Source organism: Ferdinandcohnia sp. QZ13, from assembly GCF_031324165.1.
GTDB lineage: Bacteria > Bacillota > Bacilli > Bacillales > Bacillaceae_L > Ferdinandcohnia.
The window spans coordinates 2233930-2253238 of the sequence record NZ_JAVIVW010000001.1 but is presented as its reverse complement, the minus strand read 5'-3'; the positions used below and the strand labels follow the sequence as shown (position 1 = coordinate 2253238).

Sequence of the window (19309 nt, the reverse complement as noted above, 5' to 3'; positions counted from 1 at the left end):
AAGCCCAGATAGAATAAAAATATAGGAGGGTTACAGATGTTTCATGCAAGGTTGGTTCAATATACATTAGGAACTGGACAGAGACTAATCGCAGAGAGGCTAACAAAAGAATTGGATAAAGAAAGTAGAAGTTTAATGGGATTTAGAGGGAATGTCTATTTTTTTGATGATTCCTCTGGTGAATATAGAGTAGTAAATTATTGGGATACGAAGCAAGATGCTGAGGCAGCCCATAAGGTAATTTCTCCTAAATTAGAAGAAGTGTTACAAAAATATACAAGTGAAAAGCCTACTTATCGATTTTTTGAAATTTTTGATGTGATTGATGATGGAGATATCATCGCTTCCCATACGATTACTAAATGAAAAAGAGCTTGAATGCAAGCTCTTTTACTTATTCCACTAACCCTATCGATTTTAATCCGTTGAATACACCGGAATTCTCAACGTCTGTAGTTTTATATTTTGCATAGGAAAACAAATTAGGATTAGCGTTCCCCATTGCAAATCCGGAACCAACTGCTGATAGCATTTCTTTATCATTCATGCCATCTCCAAATGCTGCTGCATGTTCAGTTGAAAGCTGGAGGGCATTCAATACGGCTTTAACCGCAACCCCTTTGTTGACCTTCTCACGAATCACATCACGGCAGTTTTTCATACCTTCCACGTTTACAGAAGAAAGATGAATTTCAGGGATATGTTTGAATTTCACTTCTGCATGTTCCTGGGTGGTGATAATGGTTGAACCCAAAATGTCTTCTTTGTCTACGTCATCATACAATGCATTCTTTTTTAGATGGAAAGTCCTGATGAACTCTTTTACAATCTCTGATTCCATGCTAGTGAAAATATTTTTATTTTTAGAGTACAGGACAATATCAAAGTTATTTTCCTTTGATGTTTTTAATAGGTTGTCAACTAAGCTAGGTGGAAGAGGTTCGTTAAAGAGTGTCTCCTCATTATGCACGGCAAACGCCCCGTTGTAGGCGATATAGGATGAAATAGAAAGTTCATCACCAATATCCGTAATTTCATGAAGGGGTCTGCCGGTTGCAAGAAATACCTCGATCCCTTTATTTTTAAGCTGCGCAACTGCATTTTTTGTTGATTGTTCGATTGTATCGTCTGGGCGTAAAATCGTTCCATCTATATCAAGAAATACAATTTTTATATCAGGCATTTATTTTCTCCTTTTTGTAATAGTATACCATGTTGGTTAGTTTGAAACCTGTTTGCGAGTTTATTCGTATAAGTAAGTATGAAGGAGGGACGGACATGAGAGCAAAGATTAGTGGCCTCATTTTTTTAGTCGTATTTATATTTATTTTTCCGATTCAAGGGTTTGCAGTCGATTATTGGATTAATGATGTGAAAATGGATGCATTCCTCCAAGAGGATGGAACTGTTCATGTAACCGAAGCCCATACATACGAATTTGATGGGAAATTTAATGGGATTACCCGAACCGTTATTCCGAAAAAGGGAAGTTCGATAAAGGACTTTTCCGCATCTGAAAATGGGAAAGAGTTGCGGGTTGAAAAGGATGATGACCTCTATAAAATTCATCGTAAGGGGAAGGATGAGACGATTACTGTCACACTCACCTACACGATTATGAGTGGGGTAGAAATTTATCAGGATGTAGCACAATTTTATTGGCCGTTTTTTGATAACAGGAATGAATCAACCTATGAGAATTTAGTCATTACCGTTCACCCACCTCAATCAACGGGCGATGTAATTGCTTTTGGATATGATGAGGCATTTCAAACAGAATCGGTTCAATCTGATGGCTCGGTCGTGTTCCACTTTGGAGAGGTTCCAAGTGAAACAAATGGGGATATTCGCGTTGCCTATGATGTTGAATTATTTTCAGCAGCGAATGAGGTTACTTCTGATAAGCCGATGAAAGAGGAAATTTTAAATGATAAAAATGAACTGATGATAAAAGCACAAGAACGAGCTGAGATGAAAGAAACTCTCTCAAAGGTTGCAATTGTGTTAGTTCCGATTTTTACTTTACTCTTTTTAGTGGTAATTGTTCGAAATCGATTTGAAGGAAAAGCAAAACTTGCAGCAGTAAAACGGGAGATGGCACATCCGGGTGCACTTTCAAAACAGGTGATGAGCTTACCGGCAACCATAGTCTTTACAAATCATAACTATCTACCACAGGGGCAATCAATGGCAGCAGCTCTATTGGACTTGGTGAGGAAGAAGATGGTGAGACAGGTTTCTGATGAAAAATTTCAACTCATGAATAAGGAAACGGCTTTGCCACATGAAAAGATTTTAACGGAGTGGTTATTTGAAAAAATAGGTCGGAATGGTGTGTTTGACTTTTCAGACCTCCAGAGCTACTCAAAAAACAAAAAGAACTCTGGAAATTACTCAAGTTTCCAAATGAAATGGGGAGAAGCTGTCCGTAATGAAGTGAAGGAGCACCGTCTCTATGAGGATAAGTCTAAATTTAAATTATTTTTAGGCCTATTAAGCATTGTACTAGTTCCATTTCTATTTTTGTTCCCAATGTATGAGTTATTTTCATGGTTTGTCTTAACATTGATTTTGTTTGGTGGAATCATTATTTACTTGATTGCCTATCGCCCAAAGAATAGAGAAGGACTTAGGATTTTTCATGAGTGGTTGATGTTTAAAGAAAGCTATAAGGCATTGTCAGCTGATGAGTGGAAAAAATGGTCAGAAGATGACCAGATGCGTGCCTATATTTACGGGCTTGGTATGGGAGACAAAGGGATGATGAAGCAGAATGATGATCTGATATACGCTCTTAATAAACCGTACCGCTACGAAAGTGGAGGATTTTACCCGTATTCCGTGTATTCTTTTGGATATGTCGGACCAAACGCCTCGGCTCAATTTGAATCTGCGAATGAATCCATTGGAACTGGTAGCAGTTCTAGTAGTAGCAGTGGCGGTGGAGCAGGTGGTGGCGGAGGCGGATCAGGGGCCTTTTGATTGAGATGGGTGAGAACTGGTGTCTAATCACCACCTGTATGTTGCCAGATGAAGGACATATAGCAAAACTGATAGCATCGGAAAAAACTTCATAATCACATTAAAAAGCGGAGGCCAAGCAGGCTTCCGCTTTAACTATCATTAATACAATTTTCCCTGACGATACAATACAGTTGAAAGTCTCATCACAGATTGAATATAACAATTTTGTCGTAATGTGAAGGAATCACCGAAGAATGCCGGTAAAATAGAATCCAATGTTCCTTTCATTTTCTTAAACAGCTGACTAAAAACTTCTTCCTCTGAATAAAATTGGGTTTCGCGGCCTTGCAGCCATTCCAAGTAGGACACGATTACCCCACCTGCATTTGCAAGGATGTCCGGAATAATGAGGACACCTTTTGCACTTAAATAGTCGTCTGCATCACTTGTAATAGGAGCATTCGCACCCTCTACAATGATCGGTGCTTTAATTTGTACCATATTGTCCGTACGAATTTGATCCTCTAACGCAGCTAGGATAAGACCGTCCACGTCCAGGTAAAGGATGGCTTCTCTGTCTAGTATCTCTGCCTTTACTCCAGCAATCGTCAACTCCTCGTCTGATACAGGAAGATCACCCTTGTTTCCTTTTGTGAATGTAACGAGGGCTGGAATATTTAAACCTTCCTTGTTAAATAAAGTAACATTTCGGTCACTAACTGCGACAACTTTATTCTGAAGATAAGAACATTGATACGCTTCTAAAGCCGCAACTGAACCCACATTTCCAAAGCCCTGAACAGCAAGGTTCATCGACTTATTTTCAAATTCCGTTACCGTTTGAGCGAAGGTATTATCAGACTTAATAAGGAAGCTTTTTTGATTCTGAAGAAAATCGTGAAACAGATAACGAAAGGTAAAATAGACACCTTTCCCGGTTGCTTCCCGTCTTCCTAAAGAACCACCGTTGACGACACTTTTTCCGGTAAAACTACCACGATATGGTGTACCAGGTCGTATACTTTTATATTCGGCCATCATCCAGTCCATCTCACGTTCGCCTGAACCCACATCTGGTGCAGGGATATCTTTATCTGGACCTAGACTGTCGGCAAAGTAACGAACATATTTCTGACAAATCAAATGAAGTTCTTTTTCGGATAGCGTTCTAGGATTGACCACAAGACCGCCTTTTCCACCACCAAAAGGAACATCATGAAGTGCATTTTTTAATGTCATTAGGGATGCAAGATTGATTACTTCATCCTCATTGACTGTTTCGTGGAATCGGATCCCACCCTTGTAAGGACCTAATGCATTATTATGCTGTACGCGATAGGCTGGAATTCGAACCACTTGACCATTTTCTAACGGGATTCTTAAAAAAGACTTATGTACATGATTTGGAGTTGAAAGTATGGAGGCTAATGAGGTAAAAGTTTGCTCCCGGGTTTTTCCTGTTAACTCTGGAATAAACGTGTCATCTTTCATTAATGCATCTAAAGACTTTTGGACGATTTGCTTTGTTTTATTCAATTCCATTCCTCCCTATGCTTGAAAGTGTTTCCAATTAAATTGTAACATGTGAACAAGTTCTATGTCCCATCATATGTTTATCTAGGTGGGACGCTGAACCTGTCCCACCGATCCAAGTTTCTTTTTGTTTGCACTTCTTTATGTATTCAAATATGATAATACATATAAGATTAATTGGGATTCAGGAGGCGTACTATGTCTAAAAAAATATATATAATTCATGAAAATGATGAGTGGACTGTTCATTTAACAAAACGTTTAGATGAGTTGCAACTTCCATACGAGGCTTGGCATCTTGATAAGGGGATTATTGATTTGACGTCCGAGCCACCCGAGGGAGTGTTCTACAATCGAATGAGTGCCTCCTCACATACAAGGGACCACCGATTTGCTCCCGAGTTAACCGGTGGGATATTAGACTGGCTTGAATATCATAATCGTAAGGTTTTTAATGGAAGTAATGCATTGCGATTAGAACTTAGTAAAATAAAACAATACACAGCGCTTGAGGCAAATGGGATTCGCACTCCGAAAACAATCGGAGCAGTCGGCCGTGAACAAATTATTGAGGCAGCCGAAAGACTAGGGACAACACCTTTTATCACAAAACATAATCGGGCAGGAAAGGGGCTTGGCGTTCAATTATTTCAATCTCTGGAATCATTGAAAGCATACGTGAACAGTCCTGGATTCGAAGAGCCGGTTGATGGAATTACGCTTATTCAGGAATATATCCAATCACCAGAGTCCTATATTACAAGAGCAGAGTTTGTTGGTGGAAAATATGTGTATTCGGTACGGGTTGATACGTCAGATGGGTTTGAACTTTGCCCAGCAGATGCATGTCAAATTGGGGATCTGTTTTGCCCAGTTGGGGAAGAGGTTGAAGTTCGTCCTAAGTTTGAAATAACAGAAGACGTTGACCAAGAATTAATAAAGCACTATGAAGCTTTTCTAAAAGCTGTAAAAATCGATGTAGCTGGAATTGAATTTATAAAAAATGCCGCCGGTGAAATATACACCTATGACGTTAACACAAACACAAACTACAACTCCGATGCTGAAGCCAAAGCAGGCAAATACGGAATGTTAGAACTTGCAAAATTTCTAGGAGAAGCTCTGTAAGGACTACAGGGACGGTTCCATTGGTTCTTTGGTATTTTTCAATTAAAGACAAACAAAGGGTAGCTCTAATGCTACCCTTTGTTTGTTTTTACCGTATAAATCTTAAATAAAATATACGCGATGGCTGATAGGAATATCCCTGAGATATAAGGTAAACCAACTGAGACTGAGTAGAGCAAGCCACCTAGAATTGGTCCGAGAATTCTTCCAAGTGAATCGAAGGAAGACAATAATCCTGTAACACTTCCATGACCAGTCTTGACACGCTTCGTTAATAATGCGGATACTGCAGGGCGAATAACGCCATTTCCAACTCCGAAGACTGTCAGGAATATCGCGGCGGTCAGGAAATTTTTCGTGAATAAAATAAGGAAGAAACCTATTGCAGACACGAATATCCCGATTTGGATGACAAAGCCTTCACCGAAGCGCTTGGTCAATCTTCCAACTAGCCCACCTTGTACGATCGCTCCAGCGAGCCCCATAATCATAAAAATATAACCGAGTTCAGTTGTCCCTAAGCCAGCTTTTTCCGCAGCAAAATAGGCAAAGGTGGCTTCAAGACCTGACAGAGATAATGTGATAAAGAGTGAAAGGAAAAACAGAACAGATTCCGGGCCGTTGAGTGCTTTTAAGAGACTTGTTCTTTTTCTCTCTGTTTCGTGCCTTTCCTCTTTTGACAATGATTCTTTAAGAACGAACATCACTAGGAAGAAAGTTATTAAAGATAAGGTTCCAGCTATATAAAAAGGCATTTGTAAGTCCGTTTTTGAAAAAATGCCACCAATCGCTGGTCCAAAAATAAATCCAAGACCAATCGATGCACCAATGACGCCCATTCCTTTGCCACGGTCTTCCTCAGATGTAATATCGGCAGCATACGCCATGACGGTTGGCATATTTGCGGCTGAAAGGAAGCCCCCGATGATTCTAGCTGCAAACAACATCCATAGCTCTGTAGATAAGGCCATTAAAAAGAATGAAACGGCAAGGCCAAAAATACCAATCATGATAACTGGCTTACGTCCAATCCGGTCTGAAATTCTTCCCCACATGGGTGCAAACAAGAATTGCATTAAGGAATAGACAGCCATGAGTAGACCTAATTCAGTTGGTGAAGCACCAAGGTCTTCTGCATAAAAGGGGATAACAGGAATAATGATTCCGAACCCGACATAAACCAAAAACATAACGGCAAAAAGAATCGGTAACGCTTTTTTTGTATCCAAATTATGTCACTCCAGTATGATAGCTTACCTTCCTATAATAAATTAAATGAAAACAATTTGCGAGTCGTTGATGGGGGAAGTTATAAAAAAGTTAACAAAAAAAGCACCTTCAAAATGAAGATGCTTTATTCGGTCTAATTTTGTTTAGTTCATTATACGTTTTACACGACCGTTAAAAGTATTTTTCCAATATCCAGAAGTCATATTAGCAATAGCAACACCTGTAGAGGATTGAGATCCAATAAATTTACCCCCACCGATATAAATTCCAACGTGACCATCCGTTTTATACGTATTGAAGAATACTAGGTCACCCGGTTTCATGTCACTGACTGAAACGGCTGTACCTTGGTTTTTCAGTGAATCCGTGCTAGCGCCAACACTTACTCCAGCTTGGGCAAACGCCCAGTGTACGAAACCTGAACAGTCAAAACGACCGTTTGCAATGTCGTATGCACTTCTTCCCCCACCAAATACATATACGGAGTTACCGATGTATTTATATCCCGCATTAATGACGGTACTGATTGATCCTGTTACCTTTGGTGTTGAAGTTGGTACCGCAGGAGCAGATGCAGTTGGTGTAGATGATGCTGTTGATGTCGAATTAGTTGGTGTAGTAGTAACAGCAGGTGTAGCTGCAATCATACTTGCACGAAGGTCTTCGATATCAGCTAATGTTTTTTGTTCTTTTGATTGTAAGGAAGCCTTTAATGCATCGTTTTGAGCTTTTTGGTCTTCAATTTGACCCTGCATGGCTACCAATTCTTCTTTCTTACTATTTAAAGAAGTTAACGTTTCTTGAATGGTATCTTGTTTTTCTTTTACTAGATTGATAGCTTCCGCTTGTTCGTCGATTATTTTTTGATCAGCCTGCATAATGGTGGAGACTGCACTAACACGATTAATAAAATCTGAGAAGTTTTGAGCACCAAAAATAACATCTAGGTAGCTGATTGTTCCACCAGATTCCTGCATCATGCGAGCACGCTCTTTAAGAATCTCATTACGTGCTTCAATTTCTTTTTCGAGTTGGTCAATCTCAGCTTGAAGAGTATGTACTTGTGCTTCAGACTCTTTAATATCCTCTTCAGTTTGAGCGATCATTTTACGGTTATCTTCGATTGCTTGGTCAACTTTTGCAATTTGTGCGTTTAATTCTTTCAAAGCATTTTGTGTTTCGCTAAGATCACTTTGAAGGGTACTTATCGTATTCGCACTAGTTTGCATCACATATGGAGAAAAGGCACTTATCATTAAAGTGGCGCTTAAGGTTACGAGTGTCTTTTTCAAAATAATTCCTACTTTCTTACTAATCTACTTAGTCTATTACGTAGTTTTTACTATCCCATATTATCATATATTTCTATGAATTTCTCCATTTGTCGCGAAATTGTTACATATTGTTAAAATTGTAACATTTCAAAACTCAATAGAATAAAGGATTGTAATGAAGGAACCTCACTTTTAATGTCGAAATAAATTTGTAATAAAGGAAATTTTAACTGATAGATTGCTGTGGGGATTCTCCTACTTTGGTCGGGTGAGAGGGACATCATTCCTATATAGAATGGCAAAAGGGGGCAAAAAAGGGATTGGATAAGGCGCTAAACAATCATTTGATTGAAAAATAATAGATCAACTAGCGCCTTGAATTCATGCCTATATCCCTTCAAACTCTTTGATTCTATTTTTTATTTCATTTGGAATAGGTGCTGACTTTTTTGTAACATTGTTGTAATTTACCTGTACCGTTTCCGATTCGACTAGAATATCGTCATCGCGTTTAATAAAAGTTTCGAGGGTAAGGCTAGAACTTCCTACTTTTTTTACACGAACATACACCTTTATTAAGTCATCGAGCAAGGCTGGTTTTTTGTACTCAATCGTGCTTTTAACAAGGACCGGCTCAAAATGTGAAGATTGAGGGTTTGTAAGCCAATCGGGACTTAGTATTTCACGCATGTACTCAGTAAAGCCGATATCGATATATGTAAGATAATGCGCATTAAATACAATTTTTTGTCCATCGATTTCAGAATATCTGACGCGAATGGTATGTGAGAATTTAAAATTTTCCATGTGGGATACCTCCTTTTTAATGAGTATATTCTGCAAAGCAGCGTCTTTTCCTGCATAATGGATAGAAAAGACTGATAACATAGAAAGGTCGTACATGAAAATGAATTTTACACAGATGAAGGGGATTTTACAGTCTTATATAGTTGCGAGTGTTGGAGGCATGTTGTTCTATTTATTACATTTTCCAATCCCATGGATACTCGGACCAATGACGTTCATGATTTTATACAAAGCGATAACTCATCAAAAAATGGTTGTATCAACAAGATTGTATAACGTTGGACTTGCAACACTAGGGATTTACTTTGGATTATCCTTTACGAAGGAAACCTTTATTATCGTATATCCTTATATCATCCCGTTTTTATTCACGACCATTTTGCTCCTAACAGTTAGCGTTCTAAATAGTATTTTTGTGACGCGTTTTATTAAAATTGACCCGATGACAAGCGTTTTCGGATCGATTCCTGGGGGACTTTCAGAGATGGTAGCGGCAAGCCATTCGTTAAAAGCAAATTCCGCAATGGTGACCATATTTCAAACGGTGCGCTTGCTAACGGTCGTATTTATGGTTCCGTTTATTGTAACCCACTGGTTCATTGCGGGGGCAGGAAATGCATATGAGGTAACAAAAAATATCAGCAGTGTTCCGTTCTACGCATATTTATGGTTTGGATTAGCGCTATTGGTAGGTTGGTTCCTTCGAGATAAGTTACCAGCTGCTTATGTCATTGGCCCACTTGCAGTTACGGCGATCCTTGGTGTCGCAGGAGTAGGTCTGCCAAGTATCCCACCATGGTTTTTGATTCTTGCCCAAATTACGGTTGGGATGAGGATGGGGAATAATATCAATTTGAGAGATTTAAAGATTGGTGGAAGATATTGTGGAGTTTACTTTGTACTCACAGTGTTTTTGCTAGCAATATCATTTGGATTAGGTTATATTTTTGCTATTTTCTCAGACTTGGATTTACCAACAGCACTCCTAAGTTTGGCGCCAGGAGGGTTAGTAGAGATGGTATTAACGGCTACAGCAATAGGAGCAGATCCAGCTGTCGTAAGTTCACTACAACTCATCCGTCTATTATTCATCATATTACTTGTTCCAAGCTTTTTAAAATGGATGTTTACTAGGAAGGAAAAAGCTGCCGCATGATGAAAACAGGGATTCAAACAAACGTTTAATTGAAGTATGTATCCCTTACATATCAAGGGGCGCACTTTAAACAAGCGTTTGATTAAAAAATGCTCCAACTCCATTTTTTTGTAAGCAAAAATTCAAACAAACATACTAAGATTAGTAGTGCAGACCAAGGCATTGGTTCGCACTACTATTTTTTTATATAGTAGAAGTGAAGAATAGGTCGACAAGCGTTTTGGATCTTTGAATCCGTCATAACAAACTGGCCTTCTTCACTTACCTTATTTGAATCAGGTTTAAGTATGTTGGATCCTTGAGATCGTGTATAAGAAATGGGAATCGATAAGTGTAAGATGAAGACTTCAAATTTGGAAAGAGAGGTTCTATTATGAAGCATGTGATGGCATTTGATGTAAGTATGGGGAAAAATTATATGGTAATCTATAACCCTTTAAAACAATGTATTTTTGAGGGTGAAATTCAACATGATAGACCTAGTTTTATCAATATTAAAAATAAAATAGACCAAATTACTCAAGGCTACGGGGAGAGCCCAGACATTGTTTTTGAATCAACAGGCGTTTACTCTAGATCACTCGAACGGTTTATGGTAGAAAACAATTATTCTTATTGTTTATTAAATCCTCTAGAAGCTAAAATTCAGTGTGATGCATTGCGAATACATAAAACGGACAAAAGTGATGCACATCAACTGGCTCTTACCCATTTTAATACGGAAAGAAAGGTAAAGCATTCATCAGATAAAGTATTTGATCAACTAAAATCCCTTTCTCGCTTTTATAGTGAGTTGGATGATGCATTAACAGTTACTCGCAATAGATTGCATAAGGTACTACAAGAAACATTTCCTGAACTTGAGACAATATTCAAAGCTAAATCGGAGCTGTTTTTAAATATCGTACAATTATTTCCACATCCTGATTTAATACTCAATCACTCGAAGACAGTGATTAAAAATAAAATAATGGCAAATACAAATAAAAACATTTCTAAGAATAGGGCGGAAGAGAAAGCCATAGAACTATTGGAAACAGCAAAAAAGTCCTTTCCAGCTGTATCTTTAGATGATGTATTATGTGAGCAAGTAAGAGTATATGCCGGAAGGTATCAGGAGTTAGCGAACCAGAAGGAAGTCTGTATAAATAAAATGATAACTCTAGCTGAAAAGAGATTTGAGTACCAAATACTTCTTAGCATTCCTGGGATAGGTCCTAACACTGCCGTAAGGCTGATGGCGGAGATTGGTGATATTACTAGATTTAATAACAATAAACAGCTTAATGCATACGCAGGTATTGATATTCGTAGATATCAGTCTGGTAAGACTTTTTACAAGGATAAGATCAATAAACGCGGGAACAAGCACTTACGAAAACTGCTTTTCATTATCATACAAAATATGATTAAATTACGCAGGATTGGCAACAATCACATTGTTGATTACTATGACAAATTAAAAACGCAACCCTACAACAAATGTCATAAAGTTGCGTCTATCGCTTGTGTGAATAAACTATTAAAGAATATATTCTTTTTAGTTACTCACAACCTAAACTATGATTACCGGCTAGCCACCAAATCATAGTCATACATACATAGTATCACAATTCTATCCCTATTCAAAAAAATGTAAATGGATAGGTCTATTTGTCATGTCTTCTTTTAATCCCCCAATCAAAACAATATATATTATAAAATTTTTTAGAACGACCACTTGACTAAACGTAAGAAACGCTTGATTGAAAATTGAAACCCTTGTGTACCAAGGGATAGAACGCTAAACAAACGTTTGATTAAAAAATATTATGTCAACTAAATTAGGGTTTGAATAGAAAAAAGGAGCCATCTCAAAATGGCTCCTTTCATGCGAATAAATTAAGCTCCCCATTCCTCTTTTGAAGGACCATAAACACCAGGAACCTTCAATTCTGCTTGACGCATAAGGATTGTCATTTGTCCACGGTGGTGAATTTGGTGGGTATTCACCATTTTTAGTGTTGCCCCTTTTGGCATTTGTTGACCAAAGATATCCGCTACTTCTTTTAAGCTTTCGTCATTCCATTGATCTTTCAACGCAGAAATAAAATTTTCACTCGTTTTTCGGTAGCCATCTGCAATTTCTTTTGCTGAAGCTGGGACTGCCTCACCGTTTGCACCTTCAAACTGGAGTCCAGTTAATGAAATAATATGATGGAGTGAAGTCACAACATGCCATGCAAGTTCACCTAATGTACGGTGTCCAGGTGCAACCGCTTGAGATAAGGATTCATCGGTTAAAGCATCTAAAATTTTTTGTGTTGCTCCGCCTTCGTATTGCCAATCTTGAACAAATTCGTCAATTGAATGGTACATATGTATCCCTCCTAAAAATATGGTTACTACCATTATACTTCATGCACATGTAAAAACCATTTTAAACGCATTGACATGAATTTTTGTAAAGATGATGTATAATCCTTCAATTACCTGTAAAATAGAATAAAATACTAGATTTATACGACAAAGGATGTTGAAGGTGAAGGATATAACAATTGGCTCACTCTTAGACGTGATTGGGGAATTGTTCTCAGACGAAATTTCGATAGCGGTTTCAAATACAAAGGAATATGTCTATTATCGACCAAGTAAACGTATTGATCTCAAAATAAAACCAGGTGATAAGGTAAAAGAGGGGACCATCGCCTATAAAGCGATTACCTCTAAACAAAAGGCTTCCGAATTTATTAATCGGGATGTATTTGGTATACCTTATCATGGAATGGCTGTACCTTTTTTTCACAGTAATGAGTTAGAGGGATGTGTCACAGCAATCTACCCAGCCTTAACAGATGGAAAATCGGTTGTGACCGTGAAATCTCAGGATGGCTGGATTCCCATTCCATTTTCTGAATGTCTGTATCTGGAGGCGAAGGATAAGAAGACCCATGTATACACAATCGACTTCTCCGGAACACATAAGTACTCCTTGCAGGAATTTGAATATACTTTGCCAAAGGACTCTTTTATCCGATGCCACCGGTCGTTTATCGTGAATGTCAATCAAATAAAAGAAATTCACCCTGATACCCATTCGACGTTCGTCCTAGAAATGAACAATGGAACACGAGTTCCAGTCAGTCAAAACTATTCTAGTTATTTTCGAAAACTGTTAGGGTTCTAATTTTCTAGAAAAAGAACAAATCTGCTGCTTTAGGGATTTGTTCTTCTTTTTTATCGGATTTTATTGTTCTTTACTCCAGAAATCCCTAATCATATGGCAATTCCATGTAAAATTATCTTAATATTCAATTTCATAAAGGGGATGGGAGAAATGAATAACAAACTAGATCGTATTAATGATGCCCGTCTGCATGACCGTGTTGTCACACCGGAAGAAGCGGCAGAAAGGATCGAGGACGGTATGACGTTAGGACTTAGTGGCTTTACACGTGCGGGTGATGTGAAAGCGGTTCCATTTGCACTTGTGAAACGTGCTGAGACCGAACCATTAAAAGTCAATGTTTATACAGGAGCATCATTAGGCTCTGATGTTGATAAATTATTTGCAGAAGCAGGAATTTTAGGTAAGCGTTTACCGTTCCAAGCTGATCCAACAATGAGGAAGGGAATTAACCAAGGGGACTTCTTATTTGTAGATCAACACTTATCACATACATCAGAATTAATACGTTCAAATGTGATGGATGTCGATATCGCAATATTGGAAGCGGTTGCGATAAAAGAAGATGGTTTAATCATTCCAACAACATCTATCGGAAACTCATTAACTTTTGCTCAGCATGCTAAATCAATTATCATTGAAATCAATCTTGCCCAAACACCAGAGCTCGAGGGAGTTCATGATTTATATGCACCTGGTAAGCAAGGGGAGAGAGAGCCGATTCCTTTAACAAAGTCAGACGACCGAATTGGCTTACCTGGAATTAAAGTGGATGTTGAAAAAATAAAAGGAATTGTTTTTACAGAGCAAACTGATTCACCTTCAACAATCGTACCACCTGATGAAGAAACAGAAATCATGGCACAGCATCTATTAACATTTTTACGTAAAGAAGTTGAAGCTGGACGTTTAACTGAGAAGCTTGCACCTTTACAATCTGGTATTGGCTCTGTAGCAAACGCGGTTCTTCACGGCATGCTTGATTCGGAGTTTACGGATTTAGAGGTGTATTCTGAGGTATTACAGGATGCGGTATTTGACTTAATGGATGCCGGCAAAGTGAACTTTGCTTCCTGCTGTTCGATTACTCTATCAGAAGAAAAAATGAAAAAGGTATTTTCGAACTTTGACCAGTATCGTGACCGATTGATTATGAGACCTCAGGAGATTTCAAATCATCCTGAAATCATTCGTCGTCTCGGATTAATTTCCATTAACACAGCGTTAGAACTTGATATTTACGGAAACGTGAATTCAACACATGTGCTTGGTACAAAGATGATGAACGGAATTGGTGGGTCTGGTGACTTTGCTCGAAACGCTCGCCTAGCGATTTTTGTGACGAAGTCTATTGCCAAAGGTGGGAAGATTTCAAGTATTGTTCCATTCGTTTCCCATGTCGACCATACAGAGCATGATGTGGATGTCATCGTTACGGAGCAGGGATATGCAGATTTACGGGGCCTTGCACCAAGAGAACGTGTAGAATTGCTAATCGAAAATTGTGCACATCCAAAGTATAAACAGCAGCTACGAGAGTATTACCAAGAAGCTTTAACCAGAGGCGGTCAAACTCCACACGTACTAGAAAAAGCATTCTCGTGGCATACAAACTTTGCCCAAACAGGCACTATGCTGCAAAAGGAATTAGTGGAAGCGTGAAATTAGTAGCCGTATAAAGAAGAAATTCTTTATGCGGCTTTTTTGGTGGAAGTTGAAAAGGATTGGGATGGGGACATTGTTTCGATTTCCCTTCAATGAAGCGATGAAAAGGGTTAGGCAGGAGTTACTTGCTTCAATTCCCGTTCATCGACCCGATGAAGAGGATTAGGCAGTGATTCCTTGCTTCGTATCCCGTTCATTGCCGTGATGAAGAGGATTAGGAGCAGGTTTCATGCATAGTATCCCGTTCATTGACGTGATGAAGAGGATTGGGCAGGAGTTTCTATCTTCAATTCCCTTTTCATCAACCGGCTGAAAAGGATTTGTCGCGGTTTCCACGCACCTTTTCCCCTTCATAGTAACAATGAAAAGAATTCGGTCATGATACTGCCCCTTAAGTCGAGGCCTGATAAGCCCAGGATTCAGCCGCCCCCAAACATATCTAGTTCTTCATCCCCTAACAATCTAGGTCAAAAGTAATATGTTCCATCATTTGCAATCATGATACGATTAACAAAAAGTGAATAGGGAAGAGGGGTAAAATGAAGCAAATCAAGGCATTTGTTGGCTGCTTTTTCATTGCAGTGTCGGCCTTTTTATATGCCACAAAACACATTACCGCTGCAATCATATCATCCAATATCAATCGTCCGGACGTAAATTACTATGAAGGTGCCTATAAGCTTGTTGGTTTCGGGATCAATTTTTGGATCATCATATCTTTACTTGTTGGAGTCGTCATTATCATAAGCTTACTCACACAAGGAGTATCATTCCCATTTAAAAAGAAACAAACAATCGAAGAAAATCCCCACCAGTGAATGGATGGGGATTTAGTAACTAACTTTTTAAAAAGGCTTCAAAATCATTAACGCTATGACAATCAAAAAGATTGTGTTCTCAATATGCTCCACTCTAAATAAAGCCTTTGCCAAAGGATAGTATTCTGCAGGAATGTCATCCCCTTGATGTGATTCCAATAACGCTTTTACTGGCTTTGATTTAGGCGTAAGAGCAAATGGCCCCATTGCCAACGCAACAAGAAAGAGCAGTAAACTTGTTACGTACCACCCCATTTTAAATAAATACGGATTGATAGCCCCCATTAAAAGACCGGTAACAAGCAGGAGAATACCTCCAATCATGACAAAAATATGGAGTCTATGTCTGATTGCGTAAGAGTGTCGAAGTTCAGTCATTGTGTCTCCCGACTTCACAACGGTTGTTAAAATAAAGCCAGGTCCCATTCCAAGGATGGCTGAAAAAATATGTATGAAAACAAGTACTTGATAAATGACATCCACTCGATGGAAACCCCCATTCACAACATATTTCACTACTAATGATAGCACTTTACTAAAAAAAACAAGTGATGTACCTCACAATTCTCCAATCATTATCTTACTATTTTGTGACAGTGGGTTTCCAGTAAGAAATACGTGATATAATAGAAAAAGATTTTAGAAGGTAAAGAAAGGGGGGCAATATTGATGAACAAAATCAAAAAATTTTTATATATTGTCTTAGGTTTTCTTTTTTTGGGTCTTGGAGCAGTAGGCATTGTGTTGCCACTCATCCCAACAACGCCCCTGTTACTGCTTGCTTCCTTCTTTTTTGTAAAGGGATCGGACCGTTTTGATCGTTGGTTTAAAAGCACTGGTTTATATAAAAAGTATTTAGAAGGCTTTGTGAAGCGACGTGAAATGACGCTACGACAGAAGTTAACGATTCTATTAACTGCAGATGCGATGATTGCAGTTCCATTTATAATTCTTGATAGCATTGCTGTAAAACTACTGTTAGTCGCGGTTGTTATTTATAAATACTACTACTTCATCACAAAAATAAAAACTGTGGCACCAGAAATAAGTACGATACATGAACAGGGACTTGTTGAAAAAACAAGCCATAAATAAACGTTAAAACCCTTGTCGATCATAGCGATGACAAGGGTTTTTTGTTAATCCTCTAGCTTGCTAAACTCATGGACCCACACTTTCATCTGAGGAAGCCATGGCATCCCCGGATGGTATGATAGAATCGATTCTTTATATTCATCAACCGTATTGAAGCCTTCTCTTTTTGCGTCCTCATCTGTGAGCTCTCCAAGGGATTGCTCGTATACGTGGTCAATTCTAAATGATTGACCTTCAAGGGTCATAATTTCCCCAACATCGGCATATCTGCCATTTCTACGTGTAGCTGTTTTTTTACCCTCAAGAACCTTTTTGATGTCAGATTCCATTGTGACTAGGCGGTCAATCGAACATGTTTTAGCTGGTAGTTCGTTATTAGATGTAGTCATTTCCTAGCTCCTTTCGATTCACGTTATGAACGAATGATTTTTTTACCATTCACCTTTCATTATAACAGTGTGTCAATTAGGCTGTCTTTCGGTCAAAATACCTTCTTAAGCCTTCCCCTAATATGGTGAATGTAAACATTGTAAAGGAGATTGCTATACATGTCCAAAATGGAATCCAAATGGAACTGAGCATGTCTTTTTTAGCTTGCCCGAGTAAGGTTGGCCAATTTAGACTTGTGTTAATCATTTCCCCAACACCATAATTCGTTTGAACAAACACTTGGGAGAGGAACACGCCAAAAATGCCAAGCTGCGCAATTAATAAGCAGGTTCTTCCGATATCAATAAAGAAATTAACCATGATTGCTGGATATGTATTCGGTAAAATATTCCCTAAAGCAAGTCTGAGCGGGGAGATTCCAACGGTAATTCCAGCCTCAATATAAGGTTTTCTTACAATTCGTTGTGTTTCCTCACGAATGATATGACTTACTTTTCCAACCTCAATTAATGCTAAAAGTAAAACCGACCACCATAACCTGTTATCGTTCATAACTAGTGCTGGTATGGCTAATAAAAGCAACGCAGAAAAAATGATTGGAATACTTGAAAAGACATTATTCCAAGTTGTAACAATCCAGGAAATCGGATTGTTTTTTCTGGTAGCAAGTAACCCAAGCGGGATTGCAATCAGGTAGCGAAGGACAACAATTCCTATAATAATTTTCAACGTGTCCTTTGCGCCAACAATTAAAACACTTAACAAGTCTCTTCCTTCATGGTCTGACCCAAAAGGAGGCTGCTGCTCAGGGGTAAATGGTGCTTTAAGCAAGTTCTTTCCACCATCTAAGAAACGAATTCTGCCCTCTTCAATACCTTCTTTAACATATGGAAAATGAGGTCCCACAAACGTAACAAGAAGTAAGATACCTAACATAATTAAGCCAGTGATTAAAAACCAATTTCGATTCAACTTAGGACACCCCCTTATTTCGGATCCAATCTCATTTTGATGACTTGACTAATAATATGGGCAACCATCACCAGCATAAGAAAGCTTATACAAATCCCAATGATTAAACCACGTTCATCGGCCCCGCCACCTGGTGGGATAAAATTTGTGTAGCCAATTGCAGTAAACAACCGATAAGCTGCGCCCTGATAACCTAGTAAATATTCGACAACCAATAAGTTTGATAGAACAAACACCATAATCGATTGCAGATGACTTGAAACCGTGATGAAACATGATCTCATCATATGGTTAAGGAGAACTCTATTTTTTGTAAAGCCTTTAGCGAATGCTACCTGAATATATGGTTCGCGATCCTGGGTAAGCAGGGAAACAGATGTTATTCTCGCAACATACAGCATTGGCGCAATGGAGATAAGAATACTAGGTGCAATAAACTTCCACCATGCCTCCGTACCCATGATGCTAAAATCAGGAATATATAATAGAATAAAATAGCTTAAACAGATGGTGATAAAAAAGTCAGGTACCCCCGATAAAAACCAGGTGGCGCCACTTCCTAAAAAGCTTTTTTTCGTATTCGTAAACCGGTAATCCAGAATCCCCTTTAATACCCCGAACACAATGCTAAGAATATATCCAATCAAGATAATCTTGAGGCTTCTTGGGAAAAATTTCGCGATTTCATCCTCGGCTGATAAAGTCGCAAACTTCGTGCCTCCAAGACTCTTATTCTCATATACATTCTTTAAAAACGTACCTACATTTGTAGCGTATTCCTTCAAATTAAAATGATAGGAATACACAACTGTCATCGCTTTACCTTCCATTTCAATACTCGGTTCGCGAGGGAAAAGAACAAATAAGAATACACATAAGAACACGCACAAATAGATCGCAAAAATCTTCCCGAACTCCTTGACAACCCCCACAATAACACCTCTCTTTTCGAAAATACCTACTATTCTAAATATATTCGAAATTCAAGCCTATGTCACCCGATTTTTGTCGATTGGTTTAGTTCTAACGTCCTGCTTGAGGTTCATAAAATGTAAGGAGTAAGGCATAGATAGTGGGGAATTGTCAATTCAATGTTTCTTTTAGACTATCA

General features: G+C 38.5%; 20 protein-coding genes. 9 read left to right on the top strand and 11 right to left on the bottom strand.

Features of this window, described 5'->3' with window-relative positions:
- Nucleotides 1-36: 36 nt before the first annotated feature.
- The gene (locus RGU12_RS10975) at nt 37-366 is read left to right on the top strand and encodes a hypothetical protein (RefSeq protein ID WP_309536124.1); all 330 of its coding nucleotides are present in this window, start codon (nt 37-39) and stop codon (nt 364-366) included.
- Nucleotides 367-394: 28 nt separating this feature from the next.
- Here the strand turns inward: RGU12_RS10975 and RGU12_RS10970 are convergent, their stop codons facing one another.
- Nucleotides 395-1183 carry an HAD family hydrolase gene (locus RGU12_RS10970; protein ID WP_309536123.1) on the bottom strand — a complete coding sequence of 263 codons (789 nt, stop codon included), beginning with the start codon at nt 1181-1183 and terminating at the stop codon, nt 395-397.
- A 95-nt stretch (nt 1184-1278) separates the two neighbouring features.
- Between RGU12_RS10970 and RGU12_RS10965 the strand changes: the two genes are divergently transcribed.
- Nucleotides 1279-2982, top strand: coding sequence for a DUF2207 domain-containing protein (locus RGU12_RS10965; RefSeq protein WP_309536122.1), 1704 nt, complete (start codon nt 1279-1281; stop codon nt 2980-2982).
- Between the two features lie 141 nt (nt 2983-3123).
- On the opposite strand, the gene RGU12_RS10960 is transcribed toward RGU12_RS10965, so the two are convergent.
- A complete protein-coding gene (locus RGU12_RS10960; RefSeq protein WP_309536121.1) occupies nt 3124-4506 on the bottom strand; it encodes a Glu/Leu/Phe/Val family dehydrogenase in 1383 nt (460 codons plus the stop codon).
- A gap of 189 nt (nt 4507-4695) precedes the next feature.
- Here RGU12_RS10960 and RGU12_RS10955 point away from each other — a divergent pair, with 189 nt between their 5' ends.
- A complete protein-coding gene (locus RGU12_RS10955) occupies nt 4696-5625 on the top strand; it encodes an ATP-grasp domain-containing protein (RefSeq protein ID WP_309536120.1) in 930 nt (309 codons plus the stop codon).
- A 71-nt stretch (nt 5626-5696) separates the two neighbouring features.
- Here RGU12_RS10955 and RGU12_RS10950 read toward each other — a convergent pair whose 3' ends face one another.
- From RGU12_RS10950 to RGU12_RS10940, 3 genes are all read right to left on the bottom strand, one after another.
- Complete coding sequence (locus tag RGU12_RS10950; protein ID WP_309536119.1) at nt 5697-6854, bottom strand: MFS transporter; 1158 nt, start codon at nt 6852-6854, stop codon at nt 5697-5699.
- Between the two features lie 144 nt (nt 6855-6998).
- Nucleotides 6999-8147: a coiled-coil domain-containing protein gene (locus tag RGU12_RS10945; protein WP_309536118.1), complete on the bottom strand. Its 1149-nt coding sequence runs from the start codon at nt 8145-8147 to the stop codon at nt 6999-7001.
- Between the two features lie 369 nt (nt 8148-8516).
- Nucleotides 8517-8936 (bottom strand): acyl-CoA thioesterase, encoded by a 420-nt coding sequence (locus RGU12_RS10940; protein WP_309536117.1) that lies wholly within the window; start codon nt 8934-8936, stop codon nt 8517-8519.
- A gap of 94 nt (nt 8937-9030) precedes the next feature.
- Between RGU12_RS10940 and RGU12_RS10935 the strand changes: the two genes are divergently transcribed.
- Both RGU12_RS10935 and RGU12_RS10930 read left to right on the top strand, forming a co-directional pair.
- Nucleotides 9031-10092, top strand: coding sequence for an AbrB family transcriptional regulator (locus tag RGU12_RS10935; RefSeq protein ID WP_309536116.1), 1062 nt, complete (start codon nt 9031-9033; stop codon nt 10090-10092).
- Between the two features lie 373 nt (nt 10093-10465).
- Nucleotides 10466-11683 (top strand): IS110 family RNA-guided transposase, encoded by a 1218-nt coding sequence (locus tag RGU12_RS10930; RefSeq protein ID WP_309536115.1) that lies wholly within the window; start codon nt 10466-10468, stop codon nt 11681-11683.
- A 290-nt stretch (nt 11684-11973) separates the two neighbouring features.
- Here RGU12_RS10930 and RGU12_RS10925 read toward each other — a convergent pair whose 3' ends face one another.
- On the bottom strand, nt 11974-12450 hold the full coding sequence (locus RGU12_RS10925) for a DinB family protein (protein WP_309536114.1): 477 nt from the start codon (nt 12448-12450) through the stop codon (nt 11974-11976).
- Between the two features lie 163 nt (nt 12451-12613).
- On the opposite strand from RGU12_RS10925, the gene RGU12_RS10920 reads away from it, so the two are divergent.
- Together RGU12_RS10920 and scpC are read left to right on the top strand one after the other, a co-directional pair.
- Complete coding sequence (locus RGU12_RS10920; RefSeq protein WP_309536113.1) at nt 12614-13258, top strand: LytTR family DNA-binding domain-containing protein; 645 nt, start codon at nt 12614-12616, stop codon at nt 13256-13258.
- Between the two features lie 150 nt (nt 13259-13408).
- Entirely contained in the window at nt 13409-14920 is a 1512-nt protein-coding gene (gene scpC, locus RGU12_RS10915) for a succinyl-CoA:acetate CoA-transferase ScpC (protein ID WP_309536112.1), read from the top strand.
- Between the two features lie 165 nt (nt 14921-15085).
- Here scpC and RGU12_RS10910 read toward each other — a convergent pair whose 3' ends face one another.
- Nucleotides 15086-15259 carry a hypothetical protein gene (locus tag RGU12_RS10910; protein WP_309536111.1) on the bottom strand — a complete coding sequence of 58 codons (174 nt, stop codon included), beginning with the start codon at nt 15257-15259 and terminating at the stop codon, nt 15086-15088.
- Nucleotides 15260-15462: 203 nt separating this feature from the next.
- On the opposite strand from RGU12_RS10910, the gene RGU12_RS10905 reads away from it, so the two are divergent.
- Nucleotides 15463-15741: a hypothetical protein gene (locus tag RGU12_RS10905; RefSeq protein WP_309536110.1), complete on the top strand. Its 279-nt coding sequence runs from the start codon at nt 15463-15465 to the stop codon at nt 15739-15741.
- Nucleotides 15742-15768: 27 nt separating this feature from the next.
- On the opposite strand, the gene RGU12_RS10900 is transcribed toward RGU12_RS10905, so the two are convergent.
- Nucleotides 15769-16224: a DUF2269 family protein gene (locus RGU12_RS10900; protein WP_309536109.1), complete on the bottom strand. Its 456-nt coding sequence runs from the start codon at nt 16222-16224 to the stop codon at nt 15769-15771.
- Nucleotides 16225-16410: 186 nt separating this feature from the next.
- On the opposite strand from RGU12_RS10900, the gene RGU12_RS10895 reads away from it, so the two are divergent.
- Nucleotides 16411-16836 carry a YbaN family protein gene (locus tag RGU12_RS10895; protein WP_309536108.1) on the top strand — a complete coding sequence of 142 codons (426 nt, stop codon included), beginning with the start codon at nt 16411-16413 and terminating at the stop codon, nt 16834-16836.
- A gap of 44 nt (nt 16837-16880) precedes the next feature.
- Here RGU12_RS10895 and RGU12_RS10890 read toward each other — a convergent pair whose 3' ends face one another.
- The 3 genes from RGU12_RS10890 to RGU12_RS10880 all read right to left on the bottom strand — a co-directional run bounded on the left by RGU12_RS10890 (nt 16881) and on the right by RGU12_RS10880 (nt 19130).
- On the bottom strand, nt 16881-17225 hold the full coding sequence (locus RGU12_RS10890; RefSeq protein ID WP_309536107.1) for an ASCH domain-containing protein: 345 nt from the start codon (nt 17223-17225) through the stop codon (nt 16881-16883).
- A gap of 76 nt (nt 17226-17301) precedes the next feature.
- The gene (locus RGU12_RS10885) at nt 17302-18198 is read right to left on the bottom strand and encodes an ABC transporter permease (protein ID WP_309536106.1); all 897 of its coding nucleotides are present in this window, start codon (nt 18196-18198) and stop codon (nt 17302-17304) included.
- Between the two features lie 14 nt (nt 18199-18212).
- The gene (locus RGU12_RS10880) at nt 18213-19130 is read right to left on the bottom strand and encodes an ABC transporter permease subunit (RefSeq protein ID WP_309536105.1); all 918 of its coding nucleotides are present in this window, start codon (nt 19128-19130) and stop codon (nt 18213-18215) included.
- Nucleotides 19131-19309: the final 179 nt, after the last annotated feature.